The following is a 14,908-nucleotide window of genomic DNA, read 5'->3' as shown; positions in this document are numbered from 1 at the left end:
CCGGAGAGAACGATGCTCGCCACTGTGCTCCGCGGCGCCCTGCTCGGCGGCCTGTCCGTCGGCCTCCTCGGCTCGCTGCCGGCACCGGCTTCGGCCGTGATCAACGGCGAGGTGACCCGCGACCCGAACGGCACGCGCAACTTCGTGGTGCGGATCGAGAGCACCCAGGGCGAGATCTGCTCGGGCACGCTGATCGCGCCCGATCTCGTGCTGACCGCAGCCCATTGCGTGATGCAGCCGGCGGGCTACAGCATCGTGGCGGTCGACCGCGGCTTCCGCCAGCGCCGCGTCTCGGTGATCGCCGCCTCGATGCATCCCGAATTCGTCCCCGGCACCACGCCGGAGGACCAGCCGGGCGTCGACCTTGCCCTGCTCAAGCTCGAGCAGCCGCTCGGCACGGACTACGCGCCCCTCGATCCGCGCGGCGCCGGCTCGATCGGCAACGGCGACGCGGTCGACATCGCCGGCTTCGGCGTCGTCGCCGAGAACCGCCGCAACACCGCCCGCACGCTGCGCCAGGCGCACCTCGTCTCGATCGGGTCGCTGCAGGTCGCCAACCGGGTCACCGTCGTCACCGACCGCCGCCGCATGGCCGAGACCGCCGGCGCCGGCGCCTGCCTCGGCGATTCCGGCGGCCCGATCCTGTCGGGCGGCCCCGGCGGCTACCAGATCGTCGGCGTGGTGAGCTGGTCGAGCGGGGCGATGCGTCAGGACGCCCGCCGCCGCACCGCCTGCGGCGGGTTCACGGCGGTGACGCCGGTGGCCGAGCACACCGGGTGGATCGCGGCACGCTCGGCCGAGCTTTCCCGGATCGAGGTCGGCCAGGCGATGCCGGCCGGCCGCGGCAACCGCTCGGATTGGATGGCCCGGCCCGGGCGCAACCGCTGAACCCCGACCCGAACCGGAATTTGCAGAAGGACCAGGTTTCACGTGCGGTCGCGCGATCGTCGCCCATGCATCTGGTCGATTGCATTTTCAAATCAGTGAATGATACCGCTTGATGCGACGGCGCCGACGCATCCGGCCTCAACCGGAACGCGATGCGGCTTCGCTCCCGGGAGCATCGCTCATGTTCGACGGCTCGACACCCGCCACGCCCTCGCTCGCCTCGGCGCTCATCGCCTTCGGGTTCGTCGGCGCCTGGGAGACGAACGTCGCGGCCGGGCGCTCGGTCCTCGACGAGGGCGCCTGCGACGTGATGGCGGGCGACGCGTCGCTCGCCGGCAAGCCCCTCACGCTCGACGAGTCGCTCGCGCGCATCCACCCGGAGGATCGCGACTGGGTGTTCGACCGGATCAGGCAGGTGCGCGAGACCGGCGGTTCGTTCTCCGCCGACTTCCGGATCGTCACGGAAGGCGGCGACATCCGCTGGATCCGCAACCGCGGCCACGTGACCCGGACGGAGACCGGCATGCACGGCCACGGCGCCTTCTTCGACGTCACCGACACGCGCGCGAGGCTCGACGTCCTGCCCCGGCCGAAGCTCCGCCTGCTGCCCCCGGCCGATCCGCTGGAGCAGGCCGCCGACCAGATCCTGGCCGCCCGCGTGGCGATCGACCGGACCGGGCAGAAGCGCCTGCGCACCCTCGTCGATACGCTGCTGCTGGAGGTGGGCCGCGCCCTGGCACGGCGCCAGGGCGCGTGAGGCCGGCCCGGGGGCGGGCCGTCGACGCGGGCGGGGACGCCGCCCGCGGCCCGGATCAGGCGAACTTCAGCAGCTTGATCGCGGCGAAGTCCTGCACGCCGCCGCCGACGCGCTTGGTGGTGTAGAACAGCACGTAGGGCTTGGCGGAATACGGGTCGCGCAGCACCCGCAGGCCGGTGCGGTCGACCACGAGGTAGCCGCGGCGGAAATCGCCGAAGGCGAGCGCGAGGCTGCCGGCGGCGATGTCGGGCATCGCCTCGGCCTCCGTCACCGGGAAGCCGAGCAGGGTCGCGGCCCGGTCCGAGGCGGTCGGCGGCAGCCAGAGATAGTTGCCCTCGTTGTCCTTGAACTTGCGGATCGCGCTCTGCGTGCGCCGGCTCATCACGAAGCCGGCATTCTGGCGGTAGCCGGCCTTGAGGCCGTAGACGAGGTCGAACAGCACGTCGGCCGGGTTCGCCGCCGGGAAGGCGCCGGCCGTGCCGGTGCCGACGATCCCGATCTTGCCCGGCACCCAGGCGTCGTTGCCCACGGTGTCGTAGCTGAGGAAGCCGCGCGGGCGGCTGACGCCGTTGCCGGTGACGAAGGCGACGCTCTCCTGCTCGGAGAACGCGGTCTCGACCTCGTCGGCGAGCCAGGCGTCGATGTCGACCACGGCGTCGTCGAGCAGGGTCTGGGTCGCGGCCGGCATGGCGTAGAGCTCCATCGCCGGGAAGTTCAGCTCCGACAGCACCGGCCCGTCGGTGGCCGGGCGCGGCGCGGTCTCGGCGATCCAGCCGGCGATTGGGGCGCCGGTCGCCACCGCGCGCTTGTACTGGCCGCCCGAGATGGTGCGGACGCTGGCGATGGCACGGATCGGCGACAGGTCGGCGAGGCGCTTGAGCACCTCGCGCTCGATGGTCTGCGGCACGAGGTAGCCGCCGTCCGGCCCGGATCCGGCCGAGAGCGCCTTGGCCTCCAGGCTCTTCAGGCCGCCGCTCTCGCCGGCGCGGACGTAGAGGTCGAACGCCGTCTTGTGCTCGTCGGCGGCCGCATCGCGCGGCTGCTCGGGCCGGCCGAGCGGCGGGCGGGCGCGGTCCAGGGTGATGCGGTCGAGGCGCGTCCGAGCACTGTCCAGCGCCGCATCGATCCGCGCGAGCTTCTCCTCGGTGAGCACGTCGGGCCCGAGCCGGCCCTCGATCTGGGCGAGCCGGGTGTCGTTGGTCTCCTTGAAGGCCTCGAAGGCCTGGGTCAGCCCGTCGAAGGCGTCCCGCGCGGTGCCCGGCTCGGCGCCGGGCCGCCCGGCCTTGTTCTCCAGCAGCACGCGATCGGACTTGGTCTCGAAGGTCTCGTGACGGGTCATGTGAGCCTCACCGTTGGAAAACGAGGGGATGAACCGGGATTTGGAGGTGCGCCCTTCGTGCCCGCGGGACCTCTTCCCTTCCCCCGCAGAGGGGGGGGAGGGAAGAGCGCGGACGCCGCCTCTCACCACCCGGCGGGGGTGGCGGAGCGCCCGGCGGCACGCACCGGCGCGAGGCGCCGGGCGAAGGCGCGCAGTTCCGCCGGCAGCGGGGCGTTCGCGACGCGCGCCCCCGGCTGCAGCGGGAAGGTCACCAGGGAGATCTCCCAGAGATCCACCGCGCGCAGCTGGCGGAAGCCGCCGCGCGGGCGCGCCTCCAGGGTGCGGAAGCCGATCGACAGACCGTCGAGGGCGCCGTCCCGCATCAGCGCGTCGATCTCGCGCGCCCGCTGCACCGCGAGGTTGAGGCGGCCCTCGACGCGCAGGCCCCGCCCATCCTCGGCGAGCGCCTGCCAGCGCCCGATCGGCTCGGCGGGATCGTGCTGCCACAGCATCCGCACGCCGGCGGCGCCGCGCTGCCGCAGGCTCGCGGCGAAGGCCCCCGCCTGCACGATGTCGCGCCCGAGGTCGGGCACGCCGAACAGGCTGGCATAGCCGGTGAAGTGGCCGTCCATGGCGGTCTCCCGTGGCGGGCAGGGAAAGATCGGGCTGCGCCGGGGCCTCAGGCCCCGGGCTCCGGGGCTTCGGGCGGGTAGCCCACCGCCGCGCGCTTCTCGGCCGGCGTCAGGAAGTCGGCCGCCTGCACCCGGCGCCACAGCGACTCGCGCTCGCTGGCCAGCGCCTCGATCGCGTCGAGATCCGGCTCGAGGCGGACGTCGCCGAAGGCCGGCGCGAGCCAGTGCGCGATCGCCTCCGCCGTGCGGCGGGCGAGCGGCACCAGGGTCTGGCGGTAGAAGGCGCGGTTGGCCTCGGCGTAGTTGGCGTGGGTGTTGTCGCCCGGAAGCCCGAGGAGCAGCGGCGGCACGCCGAAGGCCAGGGCGATCTCGCGCGCGGCCGCGGCCTTCGCCTCGACGAAGTCCATCTCCTTGGGCGACAGCGCCAGCGGCTTCCAGTCGAGCCCGCCTTCGAGCAGCAGCGGCCGCCCGGCATTGCCGGCGCCCTGGTAGTTCGCCTCCAGCTCGGCCTTCAGCCGCACGAACTGCGCCTCGCTCAAGCTCGCCCCGGCACCGGCGAAGACCAGCGCGCCGGAGGGGCGCGCCGCGTTGTCGAGCAGCGCCTTGTTCCAGGCCCCGGCCGCGTTGTGGATGTCGAGGGAGATCGCGGCCGCCTCCATCGGCGACAGGCCGTAATGGTCGTCGGTGGGGTGGAACAGGGCGAGATGCAGGATCGGCGGCACGGCGCCGGACTCGTCGTAGGCGACGCGGCGGCCGCCGACCTCGTAGACGTAGCCGGCCGGCCAGCCGTCGGGCCCCGGCACCACCCGCATCCGGTCGGGGCGCAGCGCGAACAGGGCGCGCGGGATCCCGTCGAGCGACACCGCCTCGAGATAGGCGTTCCCGGACACCATCAGGTGCCCGTACAGGGTCTCCAGCAGGCGGGTGCCGCCCTCGCGCGGGTTCGGCCGCGCCAGCAGCGCGGCGATCGGGTGGTCGGCCGCCTCCGCGCCGGTGACGACCAGCGGGATCGACGCGGCGCCCTCGGCGACGAGCCGCACGGCGCGGTGGACCACGGCGTTGCGCTGGTAGCCCTCGCGGGCGAGCGCGGTGCCGTCGCGCGCGGTCCAGACGGCGCGGGCGTCCCCGTAGAGGGCGACGCTCGGCCCGGAGAGCGGGGCCGCCTTCACGGCCGGCACGTAGCCGGCGGCCCGCGCCAGCCTCGTCAGCAGGGTCGGCATCGGGCGCCTCCTCGAGATGCGTGTTGTCCGACGCCTCATGGGTCGAAACCCATGAGGCCCGGCGGATGGCCGCCGCCCCGCAGTCGCGTGGGCCGGCATCAGAAGCTGCGGATGCGCGGCTCGGCGCGGGGCGCGAGCAGCAGGTGCGTCACCGCCCAGACCAGGGCGTCGAGGCGGTCGGGCGAGGCGCCGGACGAGAGCCCGTCCGCCCCGAAATCGCACAGCTCGTCCTCGAGCGCCGGCAGCGCCCCGACGTGGCGGACGCGCGCTTGCGCGTAGAGCAGCGAGACCGGCTCGGCCCGCAGGTATTTTCCCCGTGTGGCCCGCACCGGGGTCACCGGCACCGCCGGATCGCACTGGGCGAGCACGGCGGTGGCCATCTCGCCGCCCTGGTTGACCTCGACCACGAGCCCGTCGGCGCCGAGGCGGTGGTAGAGCGCGAGCGCGGCGTTGGCCCAGGCCTGCGGGCTGGCGCGCGCCACCGTCGCGTCGGCGAGCACGTAGGCGGTCTCGCCCAACGCCCCGACCGCGACGATCCCGCAGGCATCGGCCGCGCGGCCCGAGCTCGCCGGCGGGTCGACCGCGACGACGATGCGGGACAGATCGGGTGCCGCGGCGACGCGGGCCGCCTCGATCGTCTCGCGCGTCCACAGGGCGTCGGCCCGGTCGTCGATCAGCTCGCCGTCGAGCTCCTGCCGCCCGAGGCGGGTGCCGGCGTAGCGTCCGACCACCGCCTCCAGGAAGGCGGGGGCGAGGTTTCGGGCGTTGTCGGCGGTACGGGCCTTCGTGACCACGCAGCGCGGGTCGGCGATCAGCCGGCGGATCAGCGGGATCGGCCGCGGCGTGGTGGTGACGAGGTTGCGCGGGCGGGCGCCCAGCCGCAGCCCGAATTGCAGCATGTCGAAGGCGGCATCCGGCCGGCGCCACTTGGCGATCTCGTCCGACCACGCCGCGCCGAATTGCGGACCGCGCAGGGAATCCGGCTCCTCGGCCGAGAACGCCGACGCCACCGCCCCGTTCGCCCACTCGACCCGGCGCCGGCTCGGCGACCAGCGCGGGCGGCCGCCGCGCTCGGGCAGCCCGAGCAGGCCCGACGGGCCCTCGATCATCACGTCGCGCACGTCGGCGAAGGTCTCGCCGACGAGCGCGATCCGGCCGATCGCCCTGTCGGTGAAGGCCGGGTCGCCGCGGGCGAGCGCGTCGACCCACTCCGCCCCCGTCCGCGTCTTGCCGCAGCCGCGGCCGCCGATCACCGCCCAGGTGGTCCAGTCGTCCTCCCAGGGCGGCGGAAGCTGGTCGGGCCGCGCCTGATGCAGCCAGTCAAGCGCCAGCGCCCGGAGGAGCGGCGGCGGCAGGCTCGCCAGGAAGGCGGCCATCCGGCCGGTCGCCGCGGCATCCTCCATAGCGGCGCGCGATCTCCGCGCGGAGGCCCGGAAGGTCGAGGGCGGAAGGGGTTCGGCCGTCGCCATCGCCCTCCCCTTCGCTGGCGGGATCGTCGGCGGCGAGGTCGTCGAGCAGACGCTTCAGGCCCCCGAGATCGCGCAGGGTCCGCGCGGAATCGATCACCGCCGCCCCCTCGCCGCGCAGAGCCGCATCGAACGTCGCGATCTGCCGGCCGATATGCGCACGCAGCCGCCGTCGCAGCACCGGGAGGTCGGCGGGCACGCGCACCGGATCGCCGCACCGTTCGAGGGCGGCGAGATCGGCCAGGATGTCGTCGGTCCCGCGCGGGCGGACCGGGCGCGTCCGCGCCCATCCGCGATCGCGCATCCAGCCCGTCACGGTCGTCTGCGGGAGCCCGGCGGCGGCGGCGATCCGCGCGAGGCTGGCCTCGCCGTGCCGCACCAGCCGTTCCACGGCGGCGACGACCTCCGGCGGGACGGCCCCGGCTGCGCTGCCCATCCGCCGCCTCCCGAGACCGTCTCGTCACACTTCTGGAGCGTGCGGTTCTTATGCCGGAGGAGCGTGCCGATGTCAAGCCCATAATCCTAAGAACGATATTTTTTCCTTTTTGTAAGGGTTTGCTGCAGGATCCCGGTTCGTGCGACGAGGCCGGCTTCCCAGGCGGGCCGGAGCGCCGACCGACGATGCAGGACGCGACGCACGACACCCTCGACGCCCTCCGCCGGGGCGACCTTGCCGGGGCGCGCACCTTGCGCCTGCCGGCCGCCGGCCTGACCGTGCTCCCGCCCGAGATCTTCGGGCTGGCCGACACGCTGGAGGTGCTCGACCTCTCGGGCAACGCGCTCACCGCCCTCCCCGACGATCTCGGCCGCCTGACGCGGCTGCAGGTGCTGTTCTGCTCGGGCAACCCGTTCGCGACGTTGCCGCCGGTCCTGGGGGATTGCAGGGCGCTGAGCCAGGTCGGGTTTCGCGGCTGCGGCCTCGCGGAGGTGCCGGGCGAGGCGCTGCCGCCGCGCCTGCGCTGGCTGACGCTCACCGACAACCGGATCGCGCACCTGCCCGACGCGCTCGGGCACCGGCCGCGGCTGCGGAAGCTGATGCTCTCGGGCAATCGCCTGCGCAGCCTTCCGGACAGCCTGGCGGGCTGCGACGACCTCGAGCTGATCCGTCTCGCGGCCAACCGCCTCGACGCGCTGCCCGCCTGGCTTCCGGCCCTCCCCGCCCTCGCCTGGACCTCCTGGGCCGGCAACGCGTTCGAGGGCGATGCGCCGCGAGCCTCGGCCGCCCTGGTCCCGTTCGCCGACCTCGACGCGGGCGCGCTCCTCGGCGAGGGCACGTCGGGCCGGGTGCACCGCGCGCTGTGGCGCCCCGGCGGCACCGCGCCGCCGCGGCCGGTCGCGCTCAAGCTGTTCAAGGGGACGATGACCAGCGACGGCCTGCCCGAGCGGGAGATGGAGGCCTGCCTCGCGGCCGGGGCGCACCCGAACCTCACCGGCGCGCTCGGGCGGATCACCGGCCACCCGGACGGGACCGACGGGCTGCTGATGCCGCTCCTGCCGCCGGACCGGCGCGTGCTCGCCGGGCCGCCGAGCCTCGCGAGCTGCAGCCGCGACGTCTACGACCCGGCCCTGCGCCTCGCCCCGGCGGCGCTGCTGCGCCTCGTCCGCGGCCTCGCCGCGGGCCTCGCCCATCTCCACGCGCGCGGGCTGCTGCACGGCGACGTCTACGGCCACAACATCCTGTGGGACGCCGCCACCGGCGAGGCGGTGCTCAGCGATTTCGGCGCGGCCTCGGTGCTGCCCGACGGGCCGCCCGGCGTAGCCCTGCAGCGGGTCGAGGTCCGCGCCTTCGGGCTGCTGATCGGCGAGGTGCTGGACCGTGCGCCCGCCGATTTCCCGGAGGCGGCGGCCCTGCGCGATCTCGAGCGCGCCTGCGTGCAGGCCGAGGTCGGCGCGCGCCCGGCGATGGCGGAGGTGGTGCGCGCCGTCGGATGATGACGGTGCGGCGCGCGACCGCGCGGTCGGCCACGCCCTCGATCGCGCGGAAGAGCGTCTCAAGAGCGGTCCAGCGCAGGCCATCCCGTTCAGCGAACCGGCTTGCGAAAGCGTGGCAAGGATCCGACGGGGCGCGTCCAGTCATCGCCGGCTTGCGTCAACGGTCCAGCTTGTATCCGGCGCTCGCGCGCGTCGTCATACTCTTGCCGTTTCCGTCGTTCATCTGCGCGTCACCGCACAAGATGTAGAGTCGAGGTTTGATTCCCCGGCACCCCGACGGTCCGTCCGCCGGCCGCTCCCGCTCAACAGCAAGGTCCCGAATGTCGAAGCTCACCCCGATCGCCCTCGTCGGCCTCCTCTTGGGCGCGATCCTCACGCCGGCCGCCGCCGGCGAGCCGGGGGCCTTCAACGGGACCTGGGCCGTCGATCTCGTGACCGAGAGCGGCCTGTGCGACGCGCGCTACAGCACCTCGGTCGCGATCCGCGACGGGCAGGTGCGCGCCGCGTCGGCGGCGACGGCCGCCCGGGTCAGCGGGCAGGTCGGGGCTGACGGGACGGTGGGCCTGAGCGTCTCGAACGGCGCCGCGAGCGGCGCGGCCTCGGGTCGGCTGCAGGCGCAGGGCGGGGCCGGGACCTGGAAGGTCTCGGCTTTGTGCTCCGGCCGCTGGACGGCGCGGCGCAACACCACGCGCACCGCCCAGGCCGAGTAGGCGGCAGGCCGCCCCGGGACGGTTTCTCGCCGCTCAGGCGGCGGCGAGCCAGGTGCGGGCCTCGTCGAGGCGGGCGCGCTCGAACACCTTGATCTGGGCCGGCGAGACGAAGCCGAAGGTCTCGGCGACGACCTTGAGCCACTGCGCGTCGGTGACGAGCGCCACGTGGCTGATGCCCTTCATCATCGACAGGCCGAAGCGCGGGTCCTTGAAGAAGGCGGCCGGCTCCATGCCCTCGAAGGCGCGGATGTCCTCCAGCAGCTTGAGCTTGCCGCCCTTGTCGAGGTCGGCCTTCATCGCGGTCATCACCGCGTTCATCTCCTCGTCCGTGATCTTCCCGTCGACCACGATCTCGGCGACGCTGGACTCGGGCTTCTTGGTGTAGCTCAGCACGATGCGCGCTCCTGAAATGGACGCCGCCGGTCGGGACTTCGGCGGCGCCGCACCTTCCTACAAAACGCGATCCCGGTCGCCTACAAAAAGCTCTGCGGGTCGACGTCGATCGCGACGCGCACGTTGCCGCGCACCTTCGGCCCGCGCGCTAGCCAGTCGCGCAGGTAGCTCTGCAGGTCGACGTTGCGCTCGGTCTTGACCAGGAGGCGGAAGCGGTAGCGCCCGCGCACCAGCGCCAGCGGCGCCTCGGCGGGCCCGAGCACCATCACGCCGTCCGGCGGCTCGGCGGCCCGGGCCAGCGCCTGCCCGTGGGCCTCGGCCGCCGCGCGGTCGTTGGCGGAGACGATCAGCGCCGCGAGCCGCCCGAACGGCGGCAGGCCGGCCGCCTCGCGGGCGGCGATCTCCTCCTCGTAGAAGCGCTCCGAATCGCCCGACAGCAGGGCCGCGATCACCGGGTGCTCGGGCTGGTAGGTCTGCACCAGCGCGCGGCCCGGCCGTTCGCCGCGGCCGGCGCGGCCGGTCACCTGCTGCAGCAGCTGGAAGGTGCGTTCGGCCGCCCGCGGATCGCCCGAGGTCAGGCCGATATCGGCGTCGAGCACGCCGACGAGCGTCAGGTGCGGAAAGTTGTGGCCCTTGGCCACGAGCTGGGTGCCGATGACGATGTCGCATTCGCCCGCCGCCACCGCCTCGAGCTCCATCCGAAGCCGCTCGGCGCCGCCGGGAAAGTCGCTCGACAGCACGATGATCCGGCGATCCGGGAAAAGCTCGGCGGCCTCCTCCGCGATGCGCTCGACCCCGGGGCCGCAGGGGGTGAGGTTGTCGAAGGTGCCGCATTCCGTGCAGGCGTCCGGCCGGCGCTCGCTGTAGCCGCACTGGTGGCAGACCAGGGCCTTGCGGAAGCGGTGCTCGACCAGCCAGGTCGAGCAGTTCCGGCACTGGTAGCGGTGGCCGCAGGCGCGGCACAGCGTCAACGGCGCGTAGCCGCGGCGGTTGAGGAACAGCAGCGCCTGCTCGCCGGCGGCGAGGTTGGCCTTCACCGCGTTGATCATCGGCGGCGACAGGAAGCGCCCGCGCTCCGGCTTGTCGAGGCGCATGTCGATCGCCTGGATGTCGGGCAGGCGGCGGCCGCCGAAGCGCTCGGGCAGCCGCACGCGCCGGTAGCGCCCGCGCTCGACGTTGACCCGCGTCTCGATCGAGGGCGTCGCCGAGGCCAGCACCACCGGGCAGCCCTCGAGCTTGGCCCGCACCACGGCCATGTCGCGGGCGTGGTAGTGCACGCCGTCCTCCTGCTTGTAGGCGCTCTCGTGCTCCTCATCGACCACGATCAGGCCGAGCTTCCGGAACGGCAGGAACAGGGCCGAGCGGGCGCCGACCACCACCCGGACCTCGCCGGCCGCGACCCCGGCGCGCAGCCGCTCGCGCCGCCGCCCGCCGATGCCGGAATGCCAGGCCGCCGGACGGACGCCGAAGCGCTGGGCGAAGCGGTCGAGAAACTGCGCCGTCAGCGCGATCTCGGGCATCAGGATCAGCGCCTGCCCGCCTGAGCGGACGCACTCCGCCACCGCCTCGAAGTAGACCTCGGTCTTGCCCGAGCCGGTGACGCCCTCGAGCAGGACGGCGCCGCTCCCGCCCGCCTCCGCGGGGGCGGCGACCAGGTCCGCGACCGCCGCGGCTTGCGCCTCCGACAGCGGCACCCGCGGGAACTCCGGGTCGGGGGGGAGCGCCACCGGCTCGGGCGCGAGCGCCACCGTCTCCAGCGCGCCGTCGTCGATCAGCCCGTCGACCACCGAGAGCGAGACCTCGGCCGTCTTGGCGAGCCCGCTCTTGCCCCGGATCTCGCCGTCGGCGGCGACCGCCAGAACCTTGTCCCGGGCCTTGGTCGGGCGGGCCGGGAGCTTGCCGGTGGTGCGGACGCCGACGCGGACCACCTCGGCGGCGGCCGCCTCGTCGGGCAGGCGCAGCACCATGGCGAGGGCCGAGCCCTTCGGGGCCAGGGTGTAGCGCGCGATCCAGTCCACCAGCCTGCGCAGCGGCTCGGAGAGCGGAGCCACGCCGAGACGGCCGGTGACCGGCCGCAGGTTCGAGCCGCCCGCCGTCTCCGCCACGCCCCAGACCACGCCGACCGTCTCGCGCGGCCCGAGCGGCACCTGCACCACGTCGCCCGCCGCCAGCGCCAGGCCCGCGGGCACCGCGTAGCTGTAGGCGGTGTCGATCGCGAGCGGGATCAGGATCTCGGCGACGTGCGGCATGGACCTGGGCGTTGGGTTGCGGGGACCGACGGCATGTTCCGGTTTTGTACCATGAAACGCGCCGTCACGCAGAGGTCGTGCCTTCCGACGGCGGGCGCAAGCGCGGAACGAGCGGCAGCGCGGCAAGGCTCAGCACCGCCATCGCCCAGAAGCCGCGGCCGTGGAAGGCCGAATACAGCGGGCCGGACGCGAGCGTCGCCGCCGCGCCGGCGAGCCCGAGGCCGACGGTGCCGTAGAGCGTCAGCGCCGTGGCGCGGGCGGCCGGCGGCACGGTCCGCTCGATCAGCCCGAGGCAGGCGAGATGCAGGAGCGCGAAGCTCAGGCCGTGCAGGGACTGGATCGCGGCGAGCCAGGGCAGCGCCACCGTTTCGGCCTGCACCGCCCAGCGCAGCGCGCCGGCGCCGGCGGCGACCGCGAGGCCGCCCGGCAACCCGATCCGCGCCAGCAGCGGCGGGCCAGCGATCAGGAACACGAACACCTCCGCCGCCACCGCCTCGGCCCAGAGCAGGCCGGCGGCGCCCGCCCCGATGCCGGCCTCGCGCCACAGGATCATCGCGAAGGCGTCGTGCATCGCATGCGCGCCGATCACCAGGGCGGCGACCAGCACCGTGCGGCGGAAGGCGGGAAGGCGGAGGACGTCGGCGAAGCCGATCCCGGGCGCGGCGACGGGCCGGTCGCGCGCGAGGCCCGGGTCCCGCCCGGCGAGCGCCGCCGCACCGGCGGCCGCGAACAGCACCGCTCCAGCGACGAGGCCGGCCGCGAGCCCGAACCCCTGCACCAGCCAGCCGGCGGCACCGACGCCGGCGATGAAGGCGGCCGAGCCGGCGCCCCGCACCCAGCCGTAGGGAAACGCGGCGCCGCCCCGCGCCGCGGCGAGCCCGAGCACGTCGGCGAGCGGGGCCAGCGGGGCGGTCGTCACCGCGTAGGCGAGGCCGACAGCGAGGAACGGCCAGAACCCGCGCGCGGGGAGATGCCCGAGGACCGCGAGCGCGGTGAGGCCGCAGGCGGCGGCGAGGATCGGGCGGGTCGCCGCGTGCCGGTCGGCGGAGCGCCCGGCGAGCGGGCCCGCCACGAGCCGCACCAGGGTCGCGGCGGCGAGCAGGATCGCGATCCGCTCCGGGGGCAGGCCGCCCGCGGCGAGCACGTTCGGCAGGATCGGCGAGATGCAGCCGTAGGCGCCGTAGAGCGCGGCGTAGAGCGCGAGGCAGCCGACGAGCCCGTCCCGCTTCATCCCCCGCCCCCGCGCGTGCCCGCCCCGGCGACAGCGTAGCACCGCGTGGCGCCGCGACGTGCGCGCATCTTCACGGGCGCCGCGGAGCGAACGGGCGGCGAAATCCGACCGCGCGGAAGCACGACGGCGCCGGGCCGGGCGAACCGGCACCGCTCTCGCCAGTTGTCGCAGCTTCAGGCCCCCGACGGGACCGCCAACCGGAGCTCGACATGGACATCGCCCCCGATACGGTCACCGAGATCATCCTGCGCCTGCGCGCGGTCGAGGTGAAGGAGGGCGCGACCGATCCGGATTCCGGCTCCAACGCCATCGACGACGGCGCCACCGACGTGCTCACCTCCGGCACCGACGACGCCACCGAATCGGAGCTGCGCGGCATGATCGCCGGCCTCAACGACGACGAGCGCGCCGACCTGCTGGCGCTGCTCTATGTCGGCCGCGGCGACATGGAGCCGGAGGAATGGGCCGACGCGGTCCGCTTCGCCCGCGAGCGCGAAGGCGCCGGCGACGGCGCGGTGAAGACGCTGCTCGGCACGCCGGATGCCGGCGACCTCCTGGAGGAGGGCATGGACGCCCTCGGCATCACGCCGGACCTGCCGCAGGGCTGAGCGAGGCCGGCTCCCCCTCCCCCCCTCGGCGGGGGAGGGAAGAGACGGTTACCTCTGCCAGAAGGCCCACACCGGAGGGGTGCCGGGCCCCCTCATTCCTCGCCGTCGTGAAGGGCGTAGAAGCCCTGGGCCGAGACCGCGCCGGCCGCGTCGCCGCCCGCGTCGAGCAGCATGCGCTCGCGGGCGCGCAGCTTCTCGGTCTCGCTCTTGAGCTGGCCGCAGGCGGCGAGGATGTCGCGGCCGCGCGGGGTCCGCACCGGCGAGGCGTAGCCGGCGTCGAACACGATCTCGGAGAAGCGCTCGATCCGCTCCCAGTCCGAGCATTCGTACCGGCTGCCGGGCCAGGGGTTGAACGGGATCAGGTTGATCTTGGCCGGGATGCCCTTGAGCAGCCGCACCAGCTCGCGCGCGTCGCCGTCGGTGTCGTTGACGCCCTTCAGCATCACGTACTCGAAGGTGATGCGGCGGGCGTTGTTGAGGCCGGGATATTCGCGGCAGGCGCGCATCAGCTCGGCGATCGGGTATTTGCGGTTCAGCGGCACCAGCTCGTCGCGGAGCTCGTCGCGCACGGCGTGGAGCGAGATCGCCAGCATCGCGTGCGCCTCCTCGCCGAGCCGCCGGATCTGCGGCACGACGCCGGAGGTCGACACCGTGATGCGCCGGCGCGACAGCGCGAGCCCCTCCGGGTCCGACATCGTCGCCACCGCGTCGACGACGTTCTCCAGATTGTAGAGCGGCTCGCCCATGCCCATGAACACGATGTTGGTGACGAGCCGCCCGACCTCGCCGCTGCCCGAGGCGTCGCGCGACGGGATCAGGCCGGGCCAGTCGCCGAGCGCGTCGCGGGCGACGACGAGCTGGGCGGTGATCTCGGCCGCCGACAGGTTGCGCACCAGGCGCTGCGTGCCGGTGTGGCAGAACGAGCAGGTCAGCGTGCAGCCGACCTGGGACGAGACGCAGAGCGTGCCGCGGTCGGGCCCCGGAATGTAGACGCACTCGATCTCGGCGCCGCGGTTGTGGTCGTGCCGGCCGGTCGGGGCCATGCGCAGCAGCCACTTGCGGGTGCCGTCGCGCGAGACCTGCTGGCTGACCACCTCGGGCCGGTCGAGGGTGTAGGCGGCGGCGAGCTGCGCCCGCAGCGCCTTGCCGACGTTGGTCATCTGGTCGAAGTCCTGCGCGCCGCGGACGTTGAGCCAGTTCCAGAGCTGGCCCGAGCGCATCTTGCTCTCGCGCTCGCCGACGCCGACGGCGAGCAGGCGCTCCTTCAGCGCCGCCCGCGGCAGGCCGACGAGCGAGCTGCGCTGCCCGGGCACCGCCGCAGGTGCCGGCTCGGGCCGGAACTCGGGCGCCTTCTCGATGCCGGAGAAATCGCTGCCCGCGCGCCGGGCGGTGTCGAACGACGCCGTCGCCATGTTCTTGCAAAGACCTTGGAAATGAGGCGTCGAGCTATACGCGATCCGCGACGCGAACGCGAATGCGCGCCCGTCATGCCCGCTCCCTGCAT

General features: G+C 74.2%; 14 protein-coding genes. 5 read left to right on the top strand and 9 right to left on the bottom strand.

Going from position 1 to position 14,908, the window contains the following annotated elements:
* The first annotated feature begins 12 nt into the window (after positions 1-12).
* Both ACFZ8E_RS02385 and ACFZ8E_RS02380 read left to right on the top strand, forming a co-directional pair.
* A complete protein-coding gene (locus ACFZ8E_RS02385; protein WP_147843740.1) occupies positions 13-888 on the top strand; it encodes a trypsin-like serine protease in 876 nt (291 codons plus the stop codon).
* A gap of 181 nt (positions 889-1,069) precedes the next feature.
* A complete protein-coding gene (locus tag ACFZ8E_RS02380; protein ID WP_405041881.1) occupies positions 1,070-1,645 on the top strand; it encodes a PAS domain-containing protein in 576 nt (191 codons plus the stop codon).
* A 55-nt stretch (positions 1,646-1,700) separates the two neighbouring features.
* Here the strand turns inward: ACFZ8E_RS02380 and ACFZ8E_RS02375 are convergent, their stop codons facing one another.
* The 5 genes from ACFZ8E_RS02375 to ACFZ8E_RS02355 all read right to left on the bottom strand — a co-directional run bounded on the left by ACFZ8E_RS02375 (position 1,701) and on the right by ACFZ8E_RS02355 (position 6,717).
* The gene (locus ACFZ8E_RS02375; protein WP_147843742.1) at positions 1,701-2,984 is read right to left on the bottom strand and encodes a phage major capsid protein; all 1,284 of its coding nucleotides are present in this window, start codon (positions 2,982-2,984) and stop codon (positions 1,701-1,703) included.
* 122 nt (positions 2,985-3,106) lie between these two features.
* A complete protein-coding gene (locus ACFZ8E_RS02370) occupies positions 3,107-3,595 on the bottom strand; it encodes an HK97 family phage prohead protease (protein WP_405041880.1) in 489 nt (162 codons plus the stop codon).
* A 47-nt stretch (positions 3,596-3,642) separates the two neighbouring features.
* Complete coding sequence (locus ACFZ8E_RS02365; RefSeq protein WP_405041878.1) at positions 3,643-4,815, bottom strand: phage portal protein; 1,173 nt, start codon at positions 4,813-4,815, stop codon at positions 3,643-3,645.
* Between the two features lie 98 nt (positions 4,816-4,913).
* Positions 4,914-6,191, bottom strand: a complete 1,278-nt coding sequence (locus ACFZ8E_RS02360; RefSeq protein WP_405041877.1) for a DNA-packaging protein — start codon at positions 6,189-6,191, stop codon at positions 4,914-4,916.
* Complete coding sequence (locus tag ACFZ8E_RS02355) at positions 6,136-6,717, bottom strand: hypothetical protein (RefSeq protein ID WP_405041876.1); 582 nt, start codon at positions 6,715-6,717, stop codon at positions 6,136-6,138. Before ACFZ8E_RS02355 ends, ACFZ8E_RS02360 begins: the two co-directional genes overlap by 56 nt.
* A gap of 185 nt (positions 6,718-6,902) precedes the next feature.
* Between ACFZ8E_RS02355 and ACFZ8E_RS02350 the strand changes: the two genes are divergently transcribed.
* Positions 6,903-8,213 (top strand): leucine-rich repeat-containing protein kinase family protein, encoded by a 1,311-nt coding sequence (locus ACFZ8E_RS02350; RefSeq protein ID WP_243986925.1) that lies wholly within the window; start codon positions 6,903-6,905, stop codon positions 8,211-8,213.
* A gap of 320 nt (positions 8,214-8,533) precedes the next feature.
* The gene (locus tag ACFZ8E_RS02345; RefSeq protein ID WP_405041875.1) at positions 8,534-8,923 is read left to right on the top strand and encodes a hypothetical protein; all 390 of its coding nucleotides are present in this window, start codon (positions 8,534-8,536) and stop codon (positions 8,921-8,923) included.
* Positions 8,924-8,956: 33 nt separating this feature from the next.
* Here the strand turns inward: ACFZ8E_RS02345 and ACFZ8E_RS02340 are convergent, their stop codons facing one another.
* The 3 genes from ACFZ8E_RS02340 to ACFZ8E_RS02330 form a co-directional block, all read right to left on the bottom strand.
* Positions 8,957-9,316 carry an STAS/SEC14 domain-containing protein gene (locus tag ACFZ8E_RS02340; RefSeq protein ID WP_147729390.1) on the bottom strand — a complete coding sequence of 120 codons (360 nt, stop codon included), beginning with the start codon at positions 9,314-9,316 and terminating at the stop codon, positions 8,957-8,959.
* An 80-nt stretch (positions 9,317-9,396) separates the two neighbouring features.
* Positions 9,397-11,565, bottom strand: a complete 2,169-nt coding sequence (locus ACFZ8E_RS02335) for a primosomal protein N' (protein ID WP_405041874.1) — start codon at positions 11,563-11,565, stop codon at positions 9,397-9,399.
* A 64-nt stretch (positions 11,566-11,629) separates the two neighbouring features.
* Entirely contained in the window at positions 11,630-12,796 is a 1,167-nt protein-coding gene (locus ACFZ8E_RS02330; protein ID WP_405041873.1) for an MFS transporter, read from the bottom strand.
* 209 nt (positions 12,797-13,005) lie between these two features.
* Between ACFZ8E_RS02330 and ACFZ8E_RS02325 the strand changes: the two genes are divergently transcribed.
* Positions 13,006-13,404, top strand: coding sequence for a DUF3775 domain-containing protein (locus ACFZ8E_RS02325; RefSeq protein ID WP_147725621.1), 399 nt, complete (start codon positions 13,006-13,008; stop codon positions 13,402-13,404).
* A 92-nt stretch (positions 13,405-13,496) separates the two neighbouring features.
* On the opposite strand, the gene rlmN is transcribed toward ACFZ8E_RS02325, so the two are convergent.
* The gene (rlmN, locus tag ACFZ8E_RS02320; RefSeq protein ID WP_147725622.1) at positions 13,497-14,816 is read right to left on the bottom strand and encodes a 23S rRNA (adenine(2503)-C(2))-methyltransferase RlmN; all 1,320 of its coding nucleotides are present in this window, start codon (positions 14,814-14,816) and stop codon (positions 13,497-13,499) included.
* Positions 14,817-14,908 lie beyond the last annotated feature (92 nt).

Source organism: Methylobacterium sp. HMF5984 (assembly GCF_045033435.1).
Taxonomy (GTDB): domain Bacteria; phylum Pseudomonadota; class Alphaproteobacteria; order Rhizobiales; family Beijerinckiaceae; genus Methylobacterium.
This window is presented reverse-complemented; position numbering and strand designations above follow the sequence as displayed.

Excerpts from the sequence above, each read along its gene's own strand:
- ACFZ8E_RS02385 (WP_147843740.1), top strand. The coding sequence starts at position 13 with ATGCTCGCCACTGTGCTCCGCGGCGCCCTGCTCGGCGGCCTGTCCGTC.
- ACFZ8E_RS02380 (WP_405041881.1), top strand. The coding sequence starts at position 1,070 with ATGTTCGACGGCTCGACACCCGCCACGCCCTCGCTCGCCTCGGCGCTC.
- ACFZ8E_RS02375 (WP_147843742.1), bottom strand. The coding sequence starts at position 2,984 with ATGACCCGTCACGAGACCTTCGAGACCAAGTCCGATCGCGTGCTGCTG.
- ACFZ8E_RS02370 (WP_405041880.1), bottom strand. The coding sequence starts at position 3,595 with ATGGACGGCCACTTCACCGGCTATGCCAGCCTGTTCGGCGTGCCCGAC.
- ACFZ8E_RS02365 (WP_405041878.1), bottom strand. The coding sequence starts at position 4,815 with ATGCCGACCCTGCTGACGAGGCTGGCGCGGGCCGCCGGCTACGTGCCG.
- ACFZ8E_RS02360 (WP_405041877.1), bottom strand. The coding sequence starts at position 6,191 with ATGGCCGCCTTCCTGGCGAGCCTGCCGCCGCCGCTCCTCCGGGCGCTG.
- ACFZ8E_RS02355 (WP_405041876.1), bottom strand. The coding sequence starts at position 6,717 with ATGGGCAGCGCAGCCGGGGCCGTCCCGCCGGAGGTCGTCGCCGCCGTG.
- ACFZ8E_RS02350 (WP_243986925.1), top strand. The coding sequence starts at position 6,903 with ATGCAGGACGCGACGCACGACACCCTCGACGCCCTCCGCCGGGGCGAC.
- ACFZ8E_RS02345 (WP_405041875.1), top strand. The coding sequence starts at position 8,534 with ATGTCGAAGCTCACCCCGATCGCCCTCGTCGGCCTCCTCTTGGGCGCG.
- ACFZ8E_RS02335 (WP_405041874.1), bottom strand. The coding sequence starts at position 11,565 with ATGCCGCACGTCGCCGAGATCCTGATCCCGCTCGCGATCGACACCGCC.
- ACFZ8E_RS02330 (WP_405041873.1), bottom strand. The coding sequence starts at position 12,796 with ATGAAGCGGGACGGGCTCGTCGGCTGCCTCGCGCTCTACGCCGCGCTC.
- ACFZ8E_RS02325 (WP_147725621.1), top strand. The coding sequence starts at position 13,006 with ATGGACATCGCCCCCGATACGGTCACCGAGATCATCCTGCGCCTGCGC.
- rlmN (WP_147725622.1), bottom strand. The coding sequence starts at position 14,816 with ATGGCGACGGCGTCGTTCGACACCGCCCGGCGCGCGGGCAGCGATTTC.